The organism is Shewanella sp. 10N.286.54.B9, assembly GCF_041468565.1.
Taxonomy (GTDB): domain Bacteria; phylum Pseudomonadota; class Gammaproteobacteria; order Enterobacterales; family Shewanellaceae; genus Shewanella.
The window spans coordinates 20,268-39,224 of record NZ_JBFRIY010000008.1; the positions used below are offsets into that span (position 1 = coordinate 20,268).

The 18,957-nt window shown below is 43.9% G+C and carries 17 protein-coding genes; 10 read left to right on the forward strand and 7 right to left on the reverse strand.

Annotated elements, in window-relative coordinates:
• Nucleotides 1-76 precede the first annotated feature (76 nt).
• On the reverse strand, nt 77-829 hold the full coding sequence (locus AB4135_RS02380) for an ion channel protein Tsx (RefSeq protein ID WP_371989990.1): 753 nt from the start codon (nt 827-829) through the stop codon (nt 77-79).
• 409 nt (nt 830-1,238) lie between these two features.
• Between AB4135_RS02380 and AB4135_RS02385 the strand changes: the two genes are divergently transcribed.
• From AB4135_RS02385 to AB4135_RS02400, 4 genes are all read left to right on the forward strand, one after another.
• Complete coding sequence (locus tag AB4135_RS02385; protein ID WP_371989992.1) at nt 1,239-1,718, forward strand: NfeD family protein; 480 nt, start codon at nt 1,239-1,241, stop codon at nt 1,716-1,718.
• Between the two features lie 195 nt (nt 1,719-1,913).
• On the forward strand, nt 1,914-2,843 hold the full coding sequence (locus tag AB4135_RS02390; protein ID WP_371989994.1) for an SPFH domain-containing protein: 930 nt from the start codon (nt 1,914-1,916) through the stop codon (nt 2,841-2,843).
• Nucleotides 2,843-3,784 carry an SPFH domain-containing protein gene (locus AB4135_RS02395; RefSeq protein WP_371989996.1) on the forward strand — a complete coding sequence of 314 codons (942 nt, stop codon included), beginning with the start codon at nt 2,843-2,845 and terminating at the stop codon, nt 3,782-3,784. The genes AB4135_RS02390 and AB4135_RS02395 overlap by 1 nt, the downstream gene beginning before the upstream one ends.
• Nucleotides 3,785-3,924: 140 nt before the next feature.
• Nucleotides 3,925-4,338 carry an NUDIX hydrolase gene (locus AB4135_RS02400; RefSeq protein WP_371989998.1) on the forward strand — a complete coding sequence of 138 codons (414 nt, stop codon included), beginning with the start codon at nt 3,925-3,927 and terminating at the stop codon, nt 4,336-4,338.
• On the opposite strand, the gene AB4135_RS02405 is transcribed toward AB4135_RS02400, so the two are convergent.
• The gene (locus AB4135_RS02405) at nt 4,322-6,454 is read right to left on the reverse strand and encodes a putative bifunctional diguanylate cyclase/phosphodiesterase (protein WP_371990000.1); all 2,133 of its coding nucleotides are present in this window, start codon (nt 6,452-6,454) and stop codon (nt 4,322-4,324) included. The two genes, AB4135_RS02400 and AB4135_RS02405, sit on opposite strands and share 17 nt — an antisense overlap.
• A gap of 487 nt (nt 6,455-6,941) precedes the next feature.
• On the opposite strand from AB4135_RS02405, the gene AB4135_RS02410 reads away from it, so the two are divergent.
• From AB4135_RS02410 to AB4135_RS02425, 4 genes are all read left to right on the forward strand, one after another.
• Nucleotides 6,942-7,295 carry a RidA family protein gene (locus AB4135_RS02410; protein ID WP_371990001.1) on the forward strand — a complete coding sequence of 118 codons (354 nt, stop codon included), beginning with the start codon at nt 6,942-6,944 and terminating at the stop codon, nt 7,293-7,295.
• 131 nt (nt 7,296-7,426) lie between these two features.
• A complete protein-coding gene (gene uvrD, locus AB4135_RS02415; protein ID WP_371990003.1) occupies nt 7,427-9,592 on the forward strand; it encodes a DNA helicase II in 2,166 nt (721 codons plus the stop codon).
• A 107-nt stretch (nt 9,593-9,699) separates the two neighbouring features.
• On the forward strand, nt 9,700-10,563 hold the full coding sequence (gene ubiA, locus AB4135_RS02420; protein WP_371990004.1) for a 4-hydroxybenzoate octaprenyltransferase: 864 nt from the start codon (nt 9,700-9,702) through the stop codon (nt 10,561-10,563).
• Between the two features lie 277 nt (nt 10,564-10,840).
• Nucleotides 10,841-11,377, forward strand: a complete 537-nt coding sequence (locus AB4135_RS02425) for a hypothetical protein (RefSeq protein WP_371990005.1) — start codon at nt 10,841-10,843, stop codon at nt 11,375-11,377.
• Here the strand turns inward: AB4135_RS02425 and AB4135_RS02430 are convergent.
• Nucleotides 11,374-12,285 (reverse strand): alpha/beta hydrolase, encoded by a 912-nt coding sequence (locus AB4135_RS02430; protein WP_371990006.1) that lies wholly within the window; start codon nt 12,283-12,285, stop codon nt 11,374-11,376. The genes AB4135_RS02425 and AB4135_RS02430 overlap by 4 nt on opposite strands.
• A 192-nt stretch (nt 12,286-12,477) precedes the next feature.
• Here AB4135_RS02430 and AB4135_RS02435 point away from each other — a divergent pair, with 192 nt between their 5' ends.
• A complete protein-coding gene (locus AB4135_RS02435; RefSeq protein WP_371990007.1) occupies nt 12,478-13,527 on the forward strand; it encodes a hypothetical protein in 1,050 nt (349 codons plus the stop codon).
• Nucleotides 13,528-13,940: 413 nt separating this feature from the next.
• On the opposite strand, the gene AB4135_RS02440 is transcribed toward AB4135_RS02435, so the two are convergent.
• From AB4135_RS02440 to AB4135_RS02455, 4 genes are all read right to left on the reverse strand, one after another.
• Nucleotides 13,941-14,912 carry a LysR family transcriptional regulator gene (locus AB4135_RS02440; RefSeq protein WP_371990009.1) on the reverse strand — a complete coding sequence of 324 codons (972 nt, stop codon included), beginning with the start codon at nt 14,910-14,912 and terminating at the stop codon, nt 13,941-13,943.
• Nucleotides 14,913-15,069: 157 nt separating this feature from the next.
• Nucleotides 15,070-16,266 carry a hypothetical protein gene (locus AB4135_RS02445; protein ID WP_371990010.1) on the reverse strand — a complete coding sequence of 399 codons (1,197 nt, stop codon included), beginning with the start codon at nt 16,264-16,266 and terminating at the stop codon, nt 15,070-15,072.
• Nucleotides 16,267-16,287: 21 nt separating this feature from the next.
• Entirely contained in the window at nt 16,288-17,244 is a 957-nt protein-coding gene (locus tag AB4135_RS02450; RefSeq protein WP_371990012.1) for an FAD:protein FMN transferase, read from the reverse strand.
• 701 nt (nt 17,245-17,945) lie between these two features.
• Entirely contained in the window at nt 17,946-18,518 is a 573-nt protein-coding gene (locus AB4135_RS02455; protein ID WP_371990014.1) for a suppressor of fused domain protein, read from the reverse strand.
• Nucleotides 18,519-18,683: 165 nt separating this feature from the next.
• On the opposite strand from AB4135_RS02455, the gene AB4135_RS02460 reads away from it, so the two are divergent.
• Nucleotides 18,684-18,957: helix-turn-helix domain-containing protein (locus AB4135_RS02460; protein WP_371990016.1), on the forward strand; the 274-nt coding region annotated here is incomplete at its 3' end.

Below are 18,957 nucleotides of genomic sequence, written 5' to 3' on the forward strand. Positions count from 1 at the left end.
CTATTAGAGAATTTATATAATAAAAAAGGCGCATACAGCGCCTTTTTTATTACTAAGCTGTCTATATCAAATAAGCTTAGAAGTGATATTTTGCTATCACTGAGTAGGTGTTCTGATCGATACCATCGACACCATACTTGTTCTTCCAGTAATCGTATTCGATACCGACAAACAGTTTATTCTTCTTATGCTCACCGAAAACCACTGCGCCTAGATCATATTTAAGCTGCGGGTTGAAGTGGAAGTTGGTTTGATACGCATCTTCATCAGTCGCGAACACCCAATCAAAGAAGCCATCAAATACGATATTAGAATTGCCAACAGGGAAGTCCATTCTAAACGCTGGCGTTAACTGCCAGCCATCGCTGATGTTATCGCTACCGGTTGCGTGTCTGCGGTAGGTATTGAGTTGGAAATAGCTGAAGTACGGGACATTCAAATCCATACCTAAACCATATAGCCAAGTTTTTACTGGGCCTTCACCTTCTTCGAATGTAAGCGCTAGAGATAGATCGCTAATTGGGCCGATGGCAATCTCTTTACCTAGAATTTTTCCCGCGCTAAAGCGAGTCGATATTTCGCCGTATGTGGTGCTGTCTTTGCCACCATTATTGCCGTTAAAATAAGTAACATCTTGGAAAACAAACCAGTCACCATACTTCCAGTCACCTGCAGTTTCAAAGGTGAAAGTTGTTTGTGAGTCAGACGGTGCTAAGTCGTAATTATCACCGTACAGCGCAGTGACGCTTGCATCCCACCAATTAATCATATTGTCAGCCATTGCAGTTGGGCTGACTAGTAGCGCTAGGCATAACCATTTGTTATTCATCTCAAAACCTTTTGTGTGCAGCTTACGCTGCTTATTGTTAGGCAATCTATACACTCTATGGTGCTATTTACAAGGGGACTGACCAATTTAAAACGATTGTTCGATAACCATTTTAATGGCGTGAAATATAGGCTGAAACTGAATATTGTTCAAAGAGTTTGTTACGATTTTTTGCGTTAGATTGTAAATATTTTGCTGTAGATTGTAATTGCACTGGGTGAGGTGTAAAAGAGTGTATTATTGGGGTTTACTGCTAAGTGTTATTTATTCAGTGGTTTATGTTTGAATAATAACTGATTCATCAAGTTCTGTTTGTGCGCTCTTTTTAGTTGCGGTGACATATTATGTCGCAAAAAAAGTAAACAGCTGATATAGTGACTGTCTGGACTCTTTCATTTCAGGGGGAAATATGGAGTTATCAAATCCTATCTTGATCTGGGCTGTAATTGGCCTATTTCTAATGTTAGCGGAGATCATTTTACCAGGTGGTATTGTGATTCTTCTCGGCGCAGCTTGCTTGGTAGTAGCTGGAGCATTAGCGACTGGTTTAGTTGAAGGTATTGTTCAAAGCCTTACACTGTGGTTTATCGCTTCCATGGTACTTTTACTGCTATTTAGGCAGGTAACGCAAAAGCTCGTTGGTGGTGATGCCCATGTGGATAATACCGATGAAGAGTTAGATCTCTTCAATCAATCTGCCATCGTCAAGCAAACAATCGGTCCTGCACAAAAAACGGGTCGTATTGAATTTCAGGGAAGTGAATGGCCTGCACTCGGTGATGGCACTGAAATCGCTGTCGGTAGCCAAGTCAGAATTATCTGTCGAGACAATATCGCCTTAGTTGTCGAGCCGTTAGTTGAGCAAGCTGAAAACTTAACAAATACCTAGTTATACAATCGGTATAAAGATTTGGTCGCTCAGCGAGAGTTTAGCGGTTTTGAGGCAAGGCAATGAGTGAAGTACATAGTTAAACTAGGTTCAAGCTCATTAACGCAGCATCAGAGGCGCTAAAACACTCTGAGTAGACCAACTACTTATGCTGATTGGTATTACACTGTTTTTCTGTTGGGAAGGAATCTATACATGTTTATATTTACAATATTTGTTCTATTTGTTTTTTTCATCCTCTATAAGCTGCTACTTATTGTACCAATGCGCGAAGTCAATGTGATTGAGCGTTTAGGAAAGTTCCGAGTCGTACTGCAACCAGGGTTTCATTTTTTGATCCCATTTTTTGATCGTGTTGCTTACAAGCATGAGATCCGTGAGCAGGTACTCGATGTGCCGCCGCAAAGTTGTATTTCAAAAGATAACACTCAGCTTGAAGTTGATGGTTTAGTGTACCTCAAGGTGATGGACGGTAAGTTAGCCAGTTATGGTATCGAGGACTATCGTCTTGCTGCAGTTAACCTTGCACAAACAACCATGCGTTCTGAGATTGGTAAATTGAGCCTAAGCCAAACTTTCTCCGAGCGAGATAGCTTAAATGAATCTATTGTACGTGAGATTGATAAGGCGTCAGACCCTTGGGGGATTAAAGTACTGCGCTATGAAATTAAAAACATTACCCCATCTCGAAAAGTGATCCACACGTTAGAGAAACAGATGGAAGCTGAGCGAAGTAAGCGAGCTGAAATTACGCTAGCTAACGCAGAAAAAGCCGCCATGATTAATCTCTCGCAAGGTGAGCGTCAGGAAGCGATTAACCTTTCTGAAGGGGAAAAACAGCGCCGAATTAATGAGGCTAAAGGTACGGCCGCCGAAATTACTATTATTGCAAAAGCCAAGACCGAAGGTATGGAATTAGTCTCTACGGCACTTGCAAAAGAGGGCGGTAATGAAGCGATGAACATGCAATTGAAAGAGCAGTTCATTGGCCAAGTGGGTAAAATTTTGGATGAAGCTGATGTGTCAATTGTGCCTGCTGAGCTGGCAAAGTTGGAAGGTTTCTTCGAAGGCATGGAGCAAGTTACTCATGCTGTGTCTGCTAATTCAGTGAAAGGAGCACGCTAATGTTTGCAGCAATTAATACAGATCTGATTGTAATGGCAATCTGGGGGCTTATCTTTGCCATCTTCGTGGTTAAGCTGTTCCAATCAATTCGCTTGGTACCGACTAAATCGGCTTACATTGTTGAGCGCCTTGGGAAGTACCATTCAACCTTAGACGCAGGTTTCCATGCTCTAGTGCCGTTTGTCGATAAAGTTTCTTATATTCATGACCTAAAGGAAGAAACTATTGATGTGCCACCGCAGGAGTGTTTCTCCTGTGACGAGGTTAACGTCGAAGTTGATGGGGTTATCTATATTTCGGTTATCGATCCAGTAAAAGCAAGCTACGGCGTGGTTGATTATCGTTTTGCTGCTATTCAGTTAGCGCAAACGACCACCCGCTCGGTAATTGGTACTCTAGACTTGGATCGCACCTTTGAAGAGCGAGACGTTATTAGTGCCAAGGTGGTTGAAGTGCTCGATCAAGCGGGTGCTATGTGGGGGATCCGAGTTCATCGTTACGAGATCAAGAATATCACTCCGCCAGAAACGGTTAAAAATGCTATGGAGATGCAGGTCAATGCCGAGCGTGAAAAGCGTGCACTGTTGGCTAAAAGTGAAGGTGATAAGCAAAGCAAAATTAATCGCTCTGAAGGTGTAAAAGCTGAAACGATTAACCATTCTGAAGGTGAAATGCAGCGCCGCATCAACGAAGCGGAAGGTAAAGGTGAGGAGATATTAACCATTGCCCGTGCTACCGCTGAATCGATTGAGCGGATGGCGGCAGTTATCGCAGCTCCAGGTGGTAAGAACGTGGTGCGTATGCAGCTTGGTGCCCAATACCTTAAGCAGATGGATGGTCTGAGTTCAAGCAAGAGTAAAGTGGTCTTGCCGGGTAATATGATGGACTTTGATCATTGGATGAATAGCATAGGTCTAGAAGAGTCTAAGGCTAATAAGTAGCTTGCAGTTAAGCCAAAAATATTGAGTGTTATATAAAATGCTGGATTCTCTGTGAATGCCAGCATTTTTATTGGCTGCAAAGGGTTGCTTGGTAGGCCATTATTTTATGAGATTTTTGTGCTTTGACTATAGGAGTTATGATGGCATACAACGACAAATTTAGATTGAGTTGTCACGCGGTTATACTGCGAGAGGGCATGGATGAGATGGAGGTGCTGCTGTTAAAAGCAACTTATGGTTCTTATTCGTGGGGGTTACCTGGGGGCGCACTAGAACCGGGAGAAACCATTCACCAAGCGTTGCTCAGAGAGTGCCGTGAAGAGTTGGGCTTGTCTGTTGAGGTACAATATCTATCAGGTGTTTACTATCATCAGCACTATGATTCTCAAGCATTTATCTTTCGCTGCAAAATAGATGAATCTGCGCAAATCACCTTGAGCGATGAGCACTCAGAATACCGGTTTGTAGCAATCTCTGCGCTTTCTGCAGTGCAGAAAGTGAGAGTATGTGATTGCCTTGAATATAGCGGCGCTGCGGTTAGCCGTAAGTTTTAACGGGTTTATCTTCTGCTACTAAAGCCCTATCTTCAATAGGCGCGGTTATGCCCCCTTGAGTGCTTTTCATATAGTGTTCACCTATCTCTAATAGCTCATCAAATACCACAGGTTTACTGATCAAAAAGCCTTGGGCATAGTCACACATCATAAAGCTCAATTCATCAAACTGCTCTTGGGTTTCTACACCTTCGGCTATTACTCGGATCCCCAGTGCGTGAGCCATTTCAATCGTAGCAATAATGAGCTCTTTACTCGTGTCGTCGGTGTTCATGTCTTTGATAAAGCTGCGATCGATCTTAAGGATCTGGAATGGGTATGTACGCAGATAACTGAGCGATGAATAGCCTGTACCAAAATCGTCCATCGAGATACAAAACCCTGCTTTACTTAGCGCCATTAAAGCATCAAGCGTGTACGCATGACCACTGAGTAATACTCCCTCTGTTATCTCTAGCTCGAGATCTTTAGGTTGCATGCCTAGCTGATTAACACTGTCACTGATTAGTTGCACTAGATTAGGGTTTCTAAACTGTCTCGGTGACAGATTGATCGCTATCCTAAAGTTGTCATGGAAAGTCTGCTGCCAAGTATGAGCGGTTTCTAGTGCTCGATGCAGGATAAATTCCCCCATGGGTTCAATCACACCCGTTTGCTCGGCAATCGGAATAAACTCAGCCGGAGAGACATTACCGAGTACTGGGTTGTTCCATCTCAGTAAAGCTTCGGCTCCCATTATGCTGCCATCGCGAATATCGAGCTGAATTTGATAGTTAACTTGCAGTTCGCCTCGTTCAAGCGCGCCGTGGATCTGCTCCTCAATTGCTAAGCGACGAGAAACCTCTTTGTTCATTGCGTGGGTGAAGTAGGAGTAGGTATTACGCCCAATACTCTTAGTGTGGTACATAGCAGAATCAGCATTTCGCAGTAATTCTGACGGCGTTTTGCCGTCGTTAGGGTAAATAGCGATACCAATACTGGCGGTTAAAATTAGTTGGCGATTATCGATGTAGAAGGGCTTTCTAAAACCACCAATAAGGTTTTCAGCTAAAGGCTGCGCATCATTGGCACTGGAGAGCCCGTCGAGAAGAATAATAAATTCATCGCCACCTAAGCGACCAACAGTATCCTCCTTACGGGTGGCTTTCATTAGACGATCGGCGGCGGTGATCAATAGTTGATCGCCGGCCTCATGCCCTAATGAATCGTTAATTTTCTTAAAGTCATCTAAGTCTAGAAATATCACAGCCAGCATTTTACCACTGCGTTCAGAGGCTTCGACTAACTGCTCTAGTCGTCTTAGTGCGAGGAAGCGGTTAGGAAGATCCGTTAGCGCATCATAATGTGCTTGGTGACGGATTAATGCTTCAGCTTCTAGGCGTTCACTATTATCGTGAAAGGAGATCACTGCACCGGTTTTACTGTCATCTAAAGTCATTGGGTGTGACCAATACTCGACCGGGAAGCTACTGCCATCAGCACGCCAAAAGTGATCTTCTTTCAGGTGGATATCTCGTTTAATTTGTTGTTCGGCGATAGAACTAACGATGGCTTTATTGTCATCGGGGTTTTGATGGATGAGACTGCTCATGTTGCAGGCGATGAGCTGTTCTTCGCTGCGATAGCCTAACAGTTTTACACACTGTGGATTAGCAAAAATACAGCGGCCATTTTCGTCAACGCCATAAATTGCGGCAGCAGCAGAGTCCAAAATAGCCGTTAGAAGATGGTTTTTGCCAAGGATAGTTTGTTGATTATGATGCTCTTTGGCTGAAATATCTTGCAGGCGACTAAACATATGGTTGAGCTCAACCTCCAGATCGCTCAATTCACCATAATCACCGATTCTATTGCGTGTATTGAGATCACCATTTGACCAACGCCTTACGCAATTTGTTAGGTGGCGAACACGTGGTGTAATCGATAATAGTTGGAATAAACTGACGCCCAACACTGCGACGTTGGCTAAGCAAAATAGGCTGACGACAAATACAAGCGTCATGTCTAAAGAGGGTTTAGCGATATATAGGAAGATCACTAAACAAAGAGATATAACACTGATGAATAAAAGTGTTAACTGCCATGGCTTTAGTATGTGTCGTTTCATTGTTAGCATACGCATTTCCTAACCTTGAGTGGTAAAAACAGCATCGCTCTTGCTGATAATTCAAGAGGGATGTTGCAGTGCTATCGCCGTTTTCTGAAAAATAGTTTTGTTTTGAGGGTATCAACGAAATTGCCAAATCGCCCTGGAGTTCTACTGTAAGATGGCTTTTTGGCAGGCAATATTTGTGAAATGCATAAACTCATGTCTCGCACGGAATAACACCGATATAGGTGTTTAAATATGAGAGTGTGGGAGTAGTGGTTGATATTTGCTGTAGAGGTCATTTTAATCCTTTAAAATATAAGAAATCAGTCCGTGATCGCTTGCCTTGCCTGAATAAGTATAGGATCTAATTTGTTAAACAGGAAACATGCAATTTGGCGATAAAATATCTATCTGAATGATAAGTATTTTTCACTGGTTAATTTGCACCTTTTCGATAGAATCCACTAAATTGAACTGAGCATAATCGCCAATAAATGAGTATGAGTTGAATATGAGTATTGAAAGAATTGAAACCGGTAGTCGAATGAGTCGTATCGTAAAGCATAACGGTACCATCTATCTGTGCGGCCAAGTTTGTAAGGATGCCGAGCAAGGGATTACTGAACAGACAAGCTCTATGCTGGAAAAAGTCGATGCACTGCTTGCGCAAGCGGGTAGTGATAAAGAGCACATCTTATCGGCTACCATTTACGTAAAAGATATGCTGTACTTTGCCGAAATGAATGCCGTTTGGGACGCTTGGGTGCCTGAAGGTCATGCACCAGCGAGAGCTTGTGTGGCCGCTAAAATGGCTCGCGAAGCATTGCTAGTTGAAATATCAGTGGTTGCTGCAGAGAAAAGTTAACTGTTGCTAGAAGGTGGTGGGCTATTATTATGGCGCCATAGCGCCGGTTTTGTCGGCTATTGCGGCGCTTTAATTCGTCTATAGAATCGAGGTTCTGATATACTGCTTGCTTGATTTTCTTGGAGGCAATAATGGACGTATCTTCTTTACTAGACGGCCTAAATGACAAGCAGCGTGAAGCCGTAGGCGCGCCGCAATCTAGCATGTTAGTGTTGGCTGGAGCGGGTAGTGGTAAAACTCGAGTGCTAACACACCGAATCGCATGGCTAATGCAGGTCGAACAGCAAAGTCCTTACGCTATTTTAGCGGTAACGTTTACCAATAAAGCAGCTAAAGAGATGCGTGAACGCGTCGAGAAAGTCGCTGGTGGTAATATGAGCCGCATGTGGATTGGTACCTTTCACGGCTTAGCCCACCGATTACTGCGCACCCATTATAAAGATGCCAATCTGCCACAAAGCTTTCAAATCTTAGATTCGGATGATCAGCTACGACTGATTAAGCGCATTCTTAAGAGCCTTAACTTGGATGAGAAACAGTACCCACCAAGGCATGCTCAAGGCTATATCAATGGCAAAAAAGATCTCGGCCTACGACCTGCGCATATTGACGCGGGTGGTTTTCCAATTGAGCAAAACCTACTAAAAATTTATCAGGTTTATCAAGACTCTTGTGACCGAGCTGGTCTAGTCGATTTTGCTGAGATTTTACTGCGTGCCCATGAGCTATGGCTCAATAAACCACATATTCTCGATCACTATCAAGACAGATTTAAACATATCTTGGTCGATGAGTTCCAAGATACCAACGCCATACAATATGCTTGGATCCGCGTACTAGCTGGCTCAACAGCTAATGTAATGATTGTCGGTGATGATGATCAATCCATTTACGGTTGGCGTGGCGCTCAAGTTGAGAACTTACATAAGTTTTTAGGGGATTTCCCTACCGCTCAGACTATTCGCTTAGAGCAGAACTACCGTTCGAGCGCCAATATTCTTAATGCTTCTAACGAGTTGATAGCCAATAACCCAGATCGCATGGGTAAAAAACTATGGACCGATGATAAAGACGGCGAGCCTATTGGGCTTTATTGTGCTTTTAATGAAATGGATGAAGCCCGCTTTATTGTGGGGCGGATTAACGATTGGCAAGATGAAGGTGGCAAGTTAGAAGATTGCGCCATTTTATACCGTTCAAACGCCCAATCACGGGTGTTAGAAGAAGCCTTGTTGCACAAGGGGATCGCTTACCGCATTTATGGCGGTCTACGATTCTTCGAGCGTCAAGAGATTAAAGACGCCATGGGTTACTTAAGGCTTATCAGTAATAAAAATGATGACGCCGCCTTTGAACGTGTGGTGAATACGCCAGCGCGTGGTATTGGCGGTAGAACCTTAGAGATAATGCGCACCACTGCGCGTCAGCAAGAGCTCACTCTGTGGGATGCTTGTGTACGATTACTAGAAGAGAAAGTACTTAGCGGCCGTGCGGCCAATGCCGTACGTGGTTTTATGGACTTAATTGTCGCGCTAAGAGTCGATACCGAAGAGCAATCGCTGCACAGACGTACCGACCATGTGATCCAAGCCTCTGGTCTTAAGTTGATGTATGAAACTGAAAAGGGCGAAAAGGCTAGAGCACGTGTAGAAAACTTAGAAGAACTGGTTACCGCAGCGCGCAGCTTTGTAGTGCCTGAAGAGCTTGAAGATATGGGCGAGCTTGATGCTTTCTTATCTCACGCAGCATTAGAGGCTGGTGAAGGCCAGGCCGATGAGTTTACCGATGCGGTGCAGCTGATGACATTACACTCAGCCAAAGGTCTTGAATTCCCCATGGTGTTTATGGCGGGGGTTGAAGAGGGTTTGTTCCCTAGTCAGATGGCAATCGATGAAGGTGATCGCCTCGATGAAGAGCGCCGCCTGTGTTATGTCGGCATGACCCGAGCGATGCAGCAACTTTACATCACCTATGCCGAGTCTCGCCGCATATATGGCCGAGAGAGCTTTGCTAGACCGTCACGTTTTGTCAAAGAGATCCCCGAGCAATTTGTACAAGAGATCCGTATGCGCACCCAAGTGTCGGCGCCGGCAGTAAGTACACGCTTTAGCAAACAAGATAGCTCTTTTAACGAATCAGGTTTCAAAATTGGCCAAAAAGTGAGTCATCCAAAATTTGGCGAAGGTACGGTTACCAATTACGAAGGCAGTGGCCCACAGGCGCGAATTCAGGTCAATTTTTATGATGTCGGCAGTAAGTGGTTAGTGATCGCTTATGCTCGGCTAGAGAAGCTATAACTGGGCTATTTTTAGCGGATTAGCGATAGCAGTTGAATACTGAGACAGCTCAGTCATAATGCCAGTATAAATCAAAGGCCGAAGACGTTTTAGGAGAGCCTAATAAAATGAATTTAAGGGATAAATTGGATGTTTACCTGCGACTAAGTCGTATGGATCGTCCTATTGGCACCTTGCTGCTAATGTGGCCTTGTTTAATGGCATTATGGTTTGCTGCTGGTGGGATGCCAGATATTAAGGTGTTGGTTATTTTTGTCATTGGTGTAGTGGTGATGCGTGCTTGTGGCTGTGTGATTAATGACTACGCAGACCGTAACCTGGATGCACATGTCGAACGCACTCAATCTCGGCCATTAGCCAGTGGCGAAATCAGCAGTAAAGAAGCGTTAATCGTTTTTGTGGTTATGGCGCTGTTCGCCTTCTGCTTGGTGTTATTACTTAACCCGCTAGTGGTGAAGCTGTCAGTAGTTGGCATCGTTCTTACCATCATCTATCCGTTTACCAAGCGCTACACCAATATGCCGCAGATGTTTTTGGGGACGGTGTGGAGCTGGTCAATACCAATGGCTTATGCAGCCCAAACGGGTACTGTTCCGGTTGAAGCTTGGTGGCTGTTTGCTGCTAATTGGTGTTGGACGGTTGCTTACGACACCATGTACGCCATGGTTGATCGCGATGATGACCTAAAGGTAGGCATTAAATCGACTGCTATCTTATTCGGTCAATATGACCGACAGATCATTGCAGCCTTTCAGTTCGCCGCCCTCGCATGCTTTATTATTGCAGGTTTAATTGCTGAACGTGGCGTGATTTACGCCATCGGTATTTTTGCTTTTATCGGCTTCGCGCTATACCAGCAAAAACTGATTTTTGGTCGCGAAAGAGCGCCTTGCTTTAAAGCATTTTTGAATAATAACTGGGCTGGCATGGCATTGTTTATCGCCCTTGGATTAGATTATTTAATTCTTTAATTACTGTGCCAATGACCTCTGCCTCACTGAGATCATGATAAGTTCATCATTATAAACGCCTTCCATCTGAAGGCGTTTTTTATGGCTAGCAGTCACACTGGAAAATGGGCTTTGCTCTGCTCAATCTTGCTTGAATAATTGTAGAACTGTCTATACTTAATATGTCATGGGTAACCTACAGAGGCCATTTGGTCATCATTTTACCACCCACTTAACGCGTTACCCCATCGATACTATGGCGACAAACAAAAGGACTTGTTTGCATGGAGGAGAGCGTATGTCGTATTGGGTAACTAGCTTCGATTCGAGCCAATGGGCCGACTATGAATTAGCACTGTTGATGGTCGCCATTCTTATTTTAGTTATTTGGATTTGCGTTTGTTTATTTAAGCCTCAAGGGGCTTTACGTTGGACCGCAGCGGTATTGAGCTGCGTTGTCGTTAGTGGCATATGCCTTACAAGCCGTGTAAACGCACTACAGTTAAGTTCGTTGTTAACGAAAGGGCAGAACATCGAGGTGCTCGATGGCAGTTATCGTTACGGACGCTATCATTTCCCCCACAATTCAGCTCATGGCGTCGACTTTCGAGAGATCCATATTGGCGGGCGCATATTAAAGCTGTATCACGCTGGTTATCTTCAGCATACCCGCTGCTATCGCAGCTTCTATAACAGTAATGAGTTCGCTGATAATGCCCAACTACGTTTATACATACATTGGTATGAACATGAAATCGAACATAACAGCGATACCGTTAAGATTAAAACCCCGTGTATTTTACGCATTGAGCAGCTTGGTAATGAAGCAGCCTAAATGACTTTTTCGCTGACGCCATTGTTAAGGTTAAACAGCCAATAAAGCCCTTGTATTGCGCTTGTTGGAAAAGCCGTTTCATGGCTCGCCTCGTCAATAAGCAGTAATTTACTATTAATGCCTCTTACCGTGTTTTTGGGGTTATTAATGTTGTCGAGCATTGCTTTAAACTGCTGTGCATCAGCGACCATATCAAAGTTTGAAAAGCCGCCATCGCGGTTATGTTCTAGCGAACCGATACCAATAAAGACGTTAGCTTTTACGTCGCTCAAGGTATTTTGGTGCTGCTTTATTACCTCAAAAATTACCTTTTTATGCCACCAAAATGATGGGCTGCCGAGTACATAGTTCCGGAACAGTTCAGGCTTTTTAAGCAGAATATAACCACCCAATAGCCCGCCAAGTGAGTTGCCAACGTAGGTGCGTTGACTCAGGTCTTCGCGAAAATGCTGCTGCATATACGGCAGCACTTTTTGCTGTAAAAAGGCAATATGCCTATCAGCACCGCCTGTCTGTTTTTTCCAGCTGTTATCAATGCTTGGGGTGTAATCTCGCACTCTGCTTTTATCGCCACGCAGCCCTTTTTGCCATGAAATCCCAACCAATATCGCCTGCTGCATTTTATTCGAATTCATCGGAAAGCGGGTGGCTCCCGAGACAATTTGAAAAGCATACATAGCATCAGTGATGTAAATAACCGGGTAACGCTTAGCCTTATTTCGCTCGGAGTTATAGCCTTTAGGTAGCTTAATATAGAGTTGATAAGCTCTATCATTATCTTGGATTGCCACGGTTTGGGTGCGAGGAATAGTAAAGGCGGTATTATCGTTGGCGCTTGTTAATGCAGATAGCATTAGCAGGAAAATTAGCGCGAATAAAGAAGCTGAACGGGAGAGCAACTTAAGCAAAATACTGTTTCTTGAAAAATGACTATGAACGGCTAAACATACGCGTAATGTATCGGATTTGGTAGTACTAATATTAGTTTACACTTAAGTTGAGGGTGTCTGCGGGCTTCTCTTTCAATTAACGCGATTTATGGGTACGTTAAGTGATCCGTTGAACAGGAACAATAATCATAATAATCGCAGGGAGCCAATATGCGGCGTAGCGTAAAATTCAGGATAAGCTTTTTAGCACTGGCTATTATCAGCTATGTGCTTGGCTTCAACACTCTTCCAGATACCTTATTAACTGATATTGATGAGATCAAACTAGCAGTTGTAGCAGGTCTCTACTTTGTTATTTTACCCATATTCTATTGGCTATGGATCATTAAAGCAGGCCAGCAAAAAGCGTGGAAGTTACTGCTTATTTTCAGTCTCAGTGGCTTGATGGCAAGGCTAAGTTTTCCTGCAGAAATCGCCAACTATTTTGAGTTTATCATGTGGTTTAGGTACCCGATTATCGCCATATTGCTCATTATTGAGCTGTACTTGATGGTCAGTATTGTTAAAGGACTTTGGCAAGCGCGTAGTTTAAAAGGCGACCCTCGAGTGCATGTTGTTGAAAAGTATCAAGACGAAGATGACAAGAAGCGCTCTTTAGCCTTGGTATTGGCGTCAGAGCCTGCAAGTTGGTACTACGCCATCCCTTGGTTTACCCGTAATCATGTCAAAAGTGATCATTCAATAGCGCTGTTATCAGGTAAGCTTTGGGCATGGTTGCTGATGTTAATCGCAACAATAGCTTCTGCGACCGTAGTGTATCAACTGCTGGCGCAGTGGAGCGAATTGGTGGCGATTATCGTCTCCAGTATTATCGCTTACGGGGTTATTTTTATTACCGCAAACTACCGTGTTTCGCGCCATTATTCGGTTTATATCCAACATGACAAGCTGGTCATTAACAACAGCATGTGGGGCTTTTTGGCTATCGATATAAATGATATTGCAGAGGTCGAAGTTGGTGAGTGGCACAAACAAACCCAAGACTCAGAGCGACTAAGCATAGGCCGTGGATCAAGCGCAAATTTGCAGCTTAAATTCAACCAATCGCAGACATATTTTGGTGCATTCGGCCAATTACCCGAGCAGATAGAGGAGCTTAAGTTAGTCGTCAGTGACCCACAAGGTTTAGCCGCTGAGCTTGAGTTACTGCGTTCGGAGGACGTTGAAGTCTCAACTATTGAAGTGGCTAAAGCGGGCTGAGAACAGCTCGCTAAAGTGTTTTTATCTGTTGACTGGAATTGGGTTGGATTTAGCTCACCTAGGTTGGAATGAGCTAATACGAAGAGTCTAAAGGCCTACACCTAATTGAAAGGGATATATGGCAATCAAGTGTCATTCAGCTGCATTGAGCTTTGGCAAGCCGCCGTGAATATATCCCTATAGGCTCTGCTAAATCATCCATGATTTAGAAGCTTGCACAGCTCAACTCTGATGAATCGCAGGCTGTTCCATGCGTTTGACTCGTTAACGGACAATTTTATGTAAGAGAAAAGGGCTAAAAATGGGGCATAGGATTAGAAAATGTATGGTAATCAAATAAAGTTTACACTGACCCACATATCACTGATCCCACATATCCTATCTGCCCCCACATATCATTGGCAGTTCAGCGACTAAGAGTTTGATTCAGTGTCAGGAATATATTGACAAGTTTCGAAACGTTGTTGGAGTTTTTTGACCAGCCCTTCAGTAAATTGAGGATCCATCGACTTTGAACTTTGTAGATATAGGTGGTAAGTCGGCCGTGGTTGGTTGCTGGTTACTTGGCCGGTGAAGAAACTGGAAATGTTTTTGCAAACAATACCAGATCTAGCATCAATGGCTGGTTGCAGCATGACTGATGCTATAAAGCCAACGCTTTCGCTGTGTTCAATATGATCGAGGATAAGGCTCAGGTTAGTTGTTTTCATCGAAATGGTGAGCGGTAGCTTCATCTTAGCGGCGAAGGCTTCCATACGGTGGATTTTCGGGCCACTCATGGAGTAATTCATCAGTGCTACTGGGTAGTCGAAGACGTTGTCTAGGCTTAGAGCTTGATCGTGAATAGGGTGGCTTTTACGGCTAATCAGATAAAACTGATTAACTTCACCGATAGGGTGGAGATCAACAGCGTTACTGGGCGATGGGTTGATCGCTAGGCAGTAATCCAATTGAGATTGGTTTAGCTGTTTTTGAGTATCATGAGTCCATGGGTGCAGGTGAAAGCTTAAATCTTTACCAAGCTCGGCGCGAACTTGATGCATCGCCGTCATCATGATTGGGCACAAATGTTCCTGGGCCGCGACACTAACTTCACGATTATCGCCATGGCATTTTGCCAGTGTCATCGCCAGCTCCTGGTAACGCTCTATGATACTTTTGGCAACAGGATAAAGCGATTCAGCGAGTCGATTCGGGATCAGGCCGTACTGTTGTCTTAAGAATAACTCGTCTTGAAATACATCTCGCAGAGCGGTAAGGGTCCGGCTGACTTTAGGCTGGGTGCTTTGGAGTCGTGCTGCGGCTACAGTGGCACTGCGCTGCTCATAGAGCTCGATCAATACGGATAGGGTAAAAAAGTCTAAGCGGTTGAGGTTCTTATACATGGGCACAACAAACTAAAAATCGTTGATTTATAGTATGGACTACCTGTTAAATTGTCGTGGGTGAAGATCACAATTACAAAATCCCTCGGCTTAAAATACCCATAAGTAGGTACCAAAGTAGGCTCACCTAGGTGAGCCTATTCTAGTGACCTAGCAATTAACCTAGCGGGATAATGCTTTCAACTTTCATTTTCAGACCACACCAAGCAACTCGATCCCACTCAACGTCTTCAGGTTTGAAGTCGGTACCGGTTTCAAAACCTGGCATTGCAGATGGGTAATTCTCAATCAACTGAGTACCAACGTAGTCAGTCGAAAGAAGAATACGGGCGCCGCGGTTACGGCTAGGCTCTTCCAAACCAGTTTTGGTGAATTGGGTTGGATCGTACTCGTAGTAAGTTAGTCGAGCTTCGCCATTCATAATAATGTTTTGACAAGTGTTATTAGCACTGATGGTACCAGTGGCGTAGTAATCGCCAGTAGTCTCATCTTTGTCCATGCTCCAGCCAAAAACAGCAATGTTTGGCGTTTCTACTTGTTCACCATTGTCTTCGAACTTGTTAACGGTGGCAAACAACTGAGTTCCGTTGTTGTTTTTCTTTTCTTCGATAACGTAGGCTTTGCCGTCGTTCGGGAACATCTCGGTCATGTGTTCACGGTTTTCTAGACCACAGGCCGCTGCCAGTTCGGTTACACCAGTTTGACCTTCTTCGGCGTTGGCTTCAGTCCAACGGTAGTTATAAACCTGCTTATTAATAGCTTTAACTAGCCAGTCAGCGTTCAAGTATGAGCCAGGGGTGTACCAGGTTGGGCCAGACGCACCAGTCTTACCATCGCGCACACCGTAGTTGAATGTAGGTTGAGTGAACGTAGGATCGGTCGGATTACCCACGATTGGCTCTTCGCCACCATCTGAGTGACCATCATGACAGTTAGCACAGTCGCCAAGATCAGAGTGTGGTGGAATTACGCCAGATTCACCGCCGTCAGTGTAGTTGTGGCAAGACATGCAATCATCGCCACCAGTGGCCATAATTGAAGCGCTTGCTTGGGCTTCGTCACTATTTGGATCTACGAAGTCAAAATGAATATCAGCTGTGGCACATTGAGTGACTAAGTTATATGGCTCACCTTCTTGCTCTTTCCAGTATGCCACTTCGGCAACGAGTTCAACATTTTGCTCGGACAGATCGGTATTTTGCGTTTCTAGGGTAGCGTTTTCGCTTTCCAGTGCTTGAACCTTAGCCAGAGTTTCAGGGGTATCCTGATAAACAGTAGTCTCATCATCACTACAGCCGGTTAGTGCCACCATGGAAGCGCATACTACAGATAGCGCGAATTTTTTCTTAATCATCATCATTGCCTTTTCTTAGGATTATTGGCCTTGCGGCTTATTGGCAGGCGACGCAGTATATTGCGACGCCTGCAATTCGTTGTAAGCTGTACTCTTGTGCACCACGAAGCGGTCATATTTGTTTTCAATTAGCATCACTGCTAGTTGCTGTTGCTCCGCTAAGGCCAAGGTCTTTTCTACCCCCATAACCATGGCGGCGGTTGCAAGACCGTCTGCAGTGGCGCAGTGTTCGGCAATCACAGTCGCCGAGGAGATTCGTGTCCTCACGGATTGACCGCTATTTGGATCTATGACGTGCGAGTAGTTGCCGCCACCTTGGGAAAACTTGTTTCGATAGTCACCTGAGGTCGCTACTGCCATATTCGATACCGGAATGGTTTCAGTCAGCCCTCGAATATAAATGGTTGGTTTTTCGACCTTGATCTGCCAAGGAGTGCCTTTGAGGTTGTGTCCTTTGCCATACACTTCGCCACCAATGTCGATGAGATAATGCTTAATCTTATGGCTATCTAATATCTCTGCGACCTGATCAACACCGAAACCTTTGGCGATGGCGGAAAAATCCAATTCTGTTAGGTCATGATCTTTGCTTATGGATAGCCCATTGATACTTAGATGTTCTATGCCGGTATAGGCTTTTACACTGCTCAACTCAGTGGCTAATGGAACTTGATAGTCATGGTTTGATGGACCAAAGCCCCAGAGCTTAACGAGCGGACCAAGAGTGACGTCTAAGGCGCCAGCGGTTAGACCGTGAATGCGTAAAGACTCAGACAATACAGCCTTGAAAGGCTCTGATATCTTAGTAATTTCTCCAGCCTTGGAGCGATTGAAGCCACTGATTTCCGAGTTGTGCTGCCATGTCGACATGCTTTGGTTAACGTCAATCAAGCGTTGACTGATATCGGATCGCAGTTGTTGTATATCGGCAACGTTCTTTGGCTCAGAGATCCAAGTAATACGGTATTTATTACCCATGGTTTTGCCATAGATACGGTAGCTCTTTAATTCTTCAGCTATCGATGTTAATGGAAGCAAAATTAACAAAATGGGTAACAATCTCAAAAGTGTCATTGAAATGATAAAAACTCGTTAAACCTGAACTGGCTATAAACTTATAGCAATACAAAAATCAAATGAACCACCTATTGTCTTAACTGTGATGGGGTACTGTGGGAGGCTATCAACTTGATACTTAGCTCAACATATCCATTTGGGTGCAACCGAGTTATGCAGTTAGTGATTATCTGCCATTTTGAATAATTTATGGCTTAATATCAGTATCTTAATGAGGGTGGCTCAAGAAATAAGCAATACAAGTAAGCAGGCTTAAGCATCAAGATTTGGGCTTGTGCTGAAGGGTTTTAGTCAGATTATCTCGATAATGGTGTTTAGCTGAGGAGGCTGGTAAATCCCACTGTGGGCAGCGCAGTGTTGTTCGAAAAAAGTGTTGGATTGTTGTCAATTAAGTAATCGACGCGTATTGCCGCTGCCGCGAATGAGCTGCAAAATAAAACTAAGCCAGCCATTAATAATCTTTGCTGTAAACGATGATTTGACAGCTAACTGACAGACGAAGTAGATGAATTTGTTGATTGGTTTTAATTTGACTGCATAAGCAGCCAAATAAGTTAGGCTCGCCTATTGACCGGCAGGAGGCTCATATGTGTTATGAGGAGTTACACGCAAGACGTTCGTCTTACATCAGTAATTTCTATACCCATGTTTTCGACAATTTCATCAAATTGTTCAATCTCGCCCTTTTTTATGAGACTGTACTCATTACCAAATATTGGAATCACCCAAAATAGTTCAACATGCTGAGAACCGATATGAAAGCATGATAAATCATCAACTTCGCCTCTTGGTTCATCAAAAAGCAGAGCTTTGGGCCACCCAGCAGGTGCCAATTCACTTTCCGGAATTGTGGTTTCTGCTGATAAATTACGATCTAAGGTCTCGATTAAGTAAGCAACTATATCAAAAATATAATTCACTATTTCATCGATTTGCTTAGCCACTACATTGGTAGGCAAAACCATTACAATTTCGGAATTGCATTTATCTGAATTGGGTAGGATTCCAGATGATAGCCCTACGGTAGCAAAACGAGTAAAAAGTTCTTCCGGAAACGAATAAAGCTCAACACAGTGATTACCTTTATTTGTGACATTCCGATATTTAGGCATTCCCCAATTATTCATATACTTTGAAAGAATGATAGTTCTACGAATATCAAATTCAAAACTCAAGCTTCACTCTCCTCATAGACATAATGACTCCCCACTAATGTAAAACTAAGCCAGGCCGCGTTCAACATGCAAGTGCACCATTACAGCTAACTCATTGAAGAGACAGTCATCCTGAAGCTTCTGCTAATGTTTATGTGCGACCATAACACAGCAAAGGACTCCAAGATGACTTATACCCACCTTAGCATGTCTGACAGAAAAGCTATTTACTATCGATATAATTCAGGAGATAGTTTCAGAAAAATAGGGCGGCTTATAGGGCGACACCATACGACGATTAGTCGAGAGATTAGTCGAAATAAGCCCTTAACATATACTTATTACGATAATGCGGCTCAAGAGAAGGCTGAGGCTAGAAGGCATCAACCCAGGCATCAAAAGAAGCACTCAAATATTGAGCTTCGAACCACTGTAATCACGCTTTTAAAGCAGGGTTGGT

Bases quoted from the DNA above. Each gene is read 5' to 3' on its own strand.
- AB4135_RS02405 (WP_371990000.1), bottom strand. From the start codon at position 6,454: ATGCTAACAATGAAACGACACATACTAAAGCCATGGCAGTTAACACTT.
- AB4135_RS02445 (WP_371990010.1), bottom strand. From the start codon at position 16,266: ATGATTAAGAAAAAATTCGCGCTATCTGTAGTATGCGCTTCCATGGTG.
- AB4135_RS02400 (WP_371989998.1), top strand. From the start codon at position 3,925: ATGGCATACAACGACAAATTTAGATTGAGTTGTCACGCGGTTATACTG.
- AB4135_RS02385 (WP_371989992.1), top strand. From the start codon at position 1,239: ATGGAGTTATCAAATCCTATCTTGATCTGGGCTGTAATTGGCCTATTT.
- AB4135_RS02440 (WP_371990009.1), bottom strand. From the start codon at position 14,912: ATGTATAAGAACCTCAACCGCTTAGACTTTTTTACCCTATCCGTATTG.
- AB4135_RS02395 (WP_371989996.1), top strand. From the start codon at position 2,843: ATGTTTGCAGCAATTAATACAGATCTGATTGTAATGGCAATCTGGGGG.
- AB4135_RS02450 (WP_371990012.1), bottom strand. From the start codon at position 17,244: ATGGGTAATAAATACCGTATTACTTGGATCTCTGAGCCAAAGAACGTT.
- uvrD (WP_371990003.1), top strand. From the start codon at position 7,427: ATGGACGTATCTTCTTTACTAGACGGCCTAAATGACAAGCAGCGTGAA.
- AB4135_RS02425 (WP_371990005.1), top strand. From the start codon at position 10,841: ATGTCGTATTGGGTAACTAGCTTCGATTCGAGCCAATGGGCCGACTAT.
- AB4135_RS02390 (WP_371989994.1), top strand. From the start codon at position 1,914: ATGTTTATATTTACAATATTTGTTCTATTTGTTTTTTTCATCCTCTAT.
- ubiA (WP_371990004.1), top strand. From the start codon at position 9,700: ATGAATTTAAGGGATAAATTGGATGTTTACCTGCGACTAAGTCGTATG.
- AB4135_RS02435 (WP_371990007.1), top strand. From the start codon at position 12,478: ATGCGGCGTAGCGTAAAATTCAGGATAAGCTTTTTAGCACTGGCTATT.
- AB4135_RS02380 (WP_371989990.1), bottom strand. From the start codon at position 829: ATGAATAACAAATGGTTATGCCTAGCGCTACTAGTCAGCCCAACTGCA.
- AB4135_RS02410 (WP_371990001.1), top strand. From the start codon at position 6,942: ATGAGTATTGAAAGAATTGAAACCGGTAGTCGAATGAGTCGTATCGTA.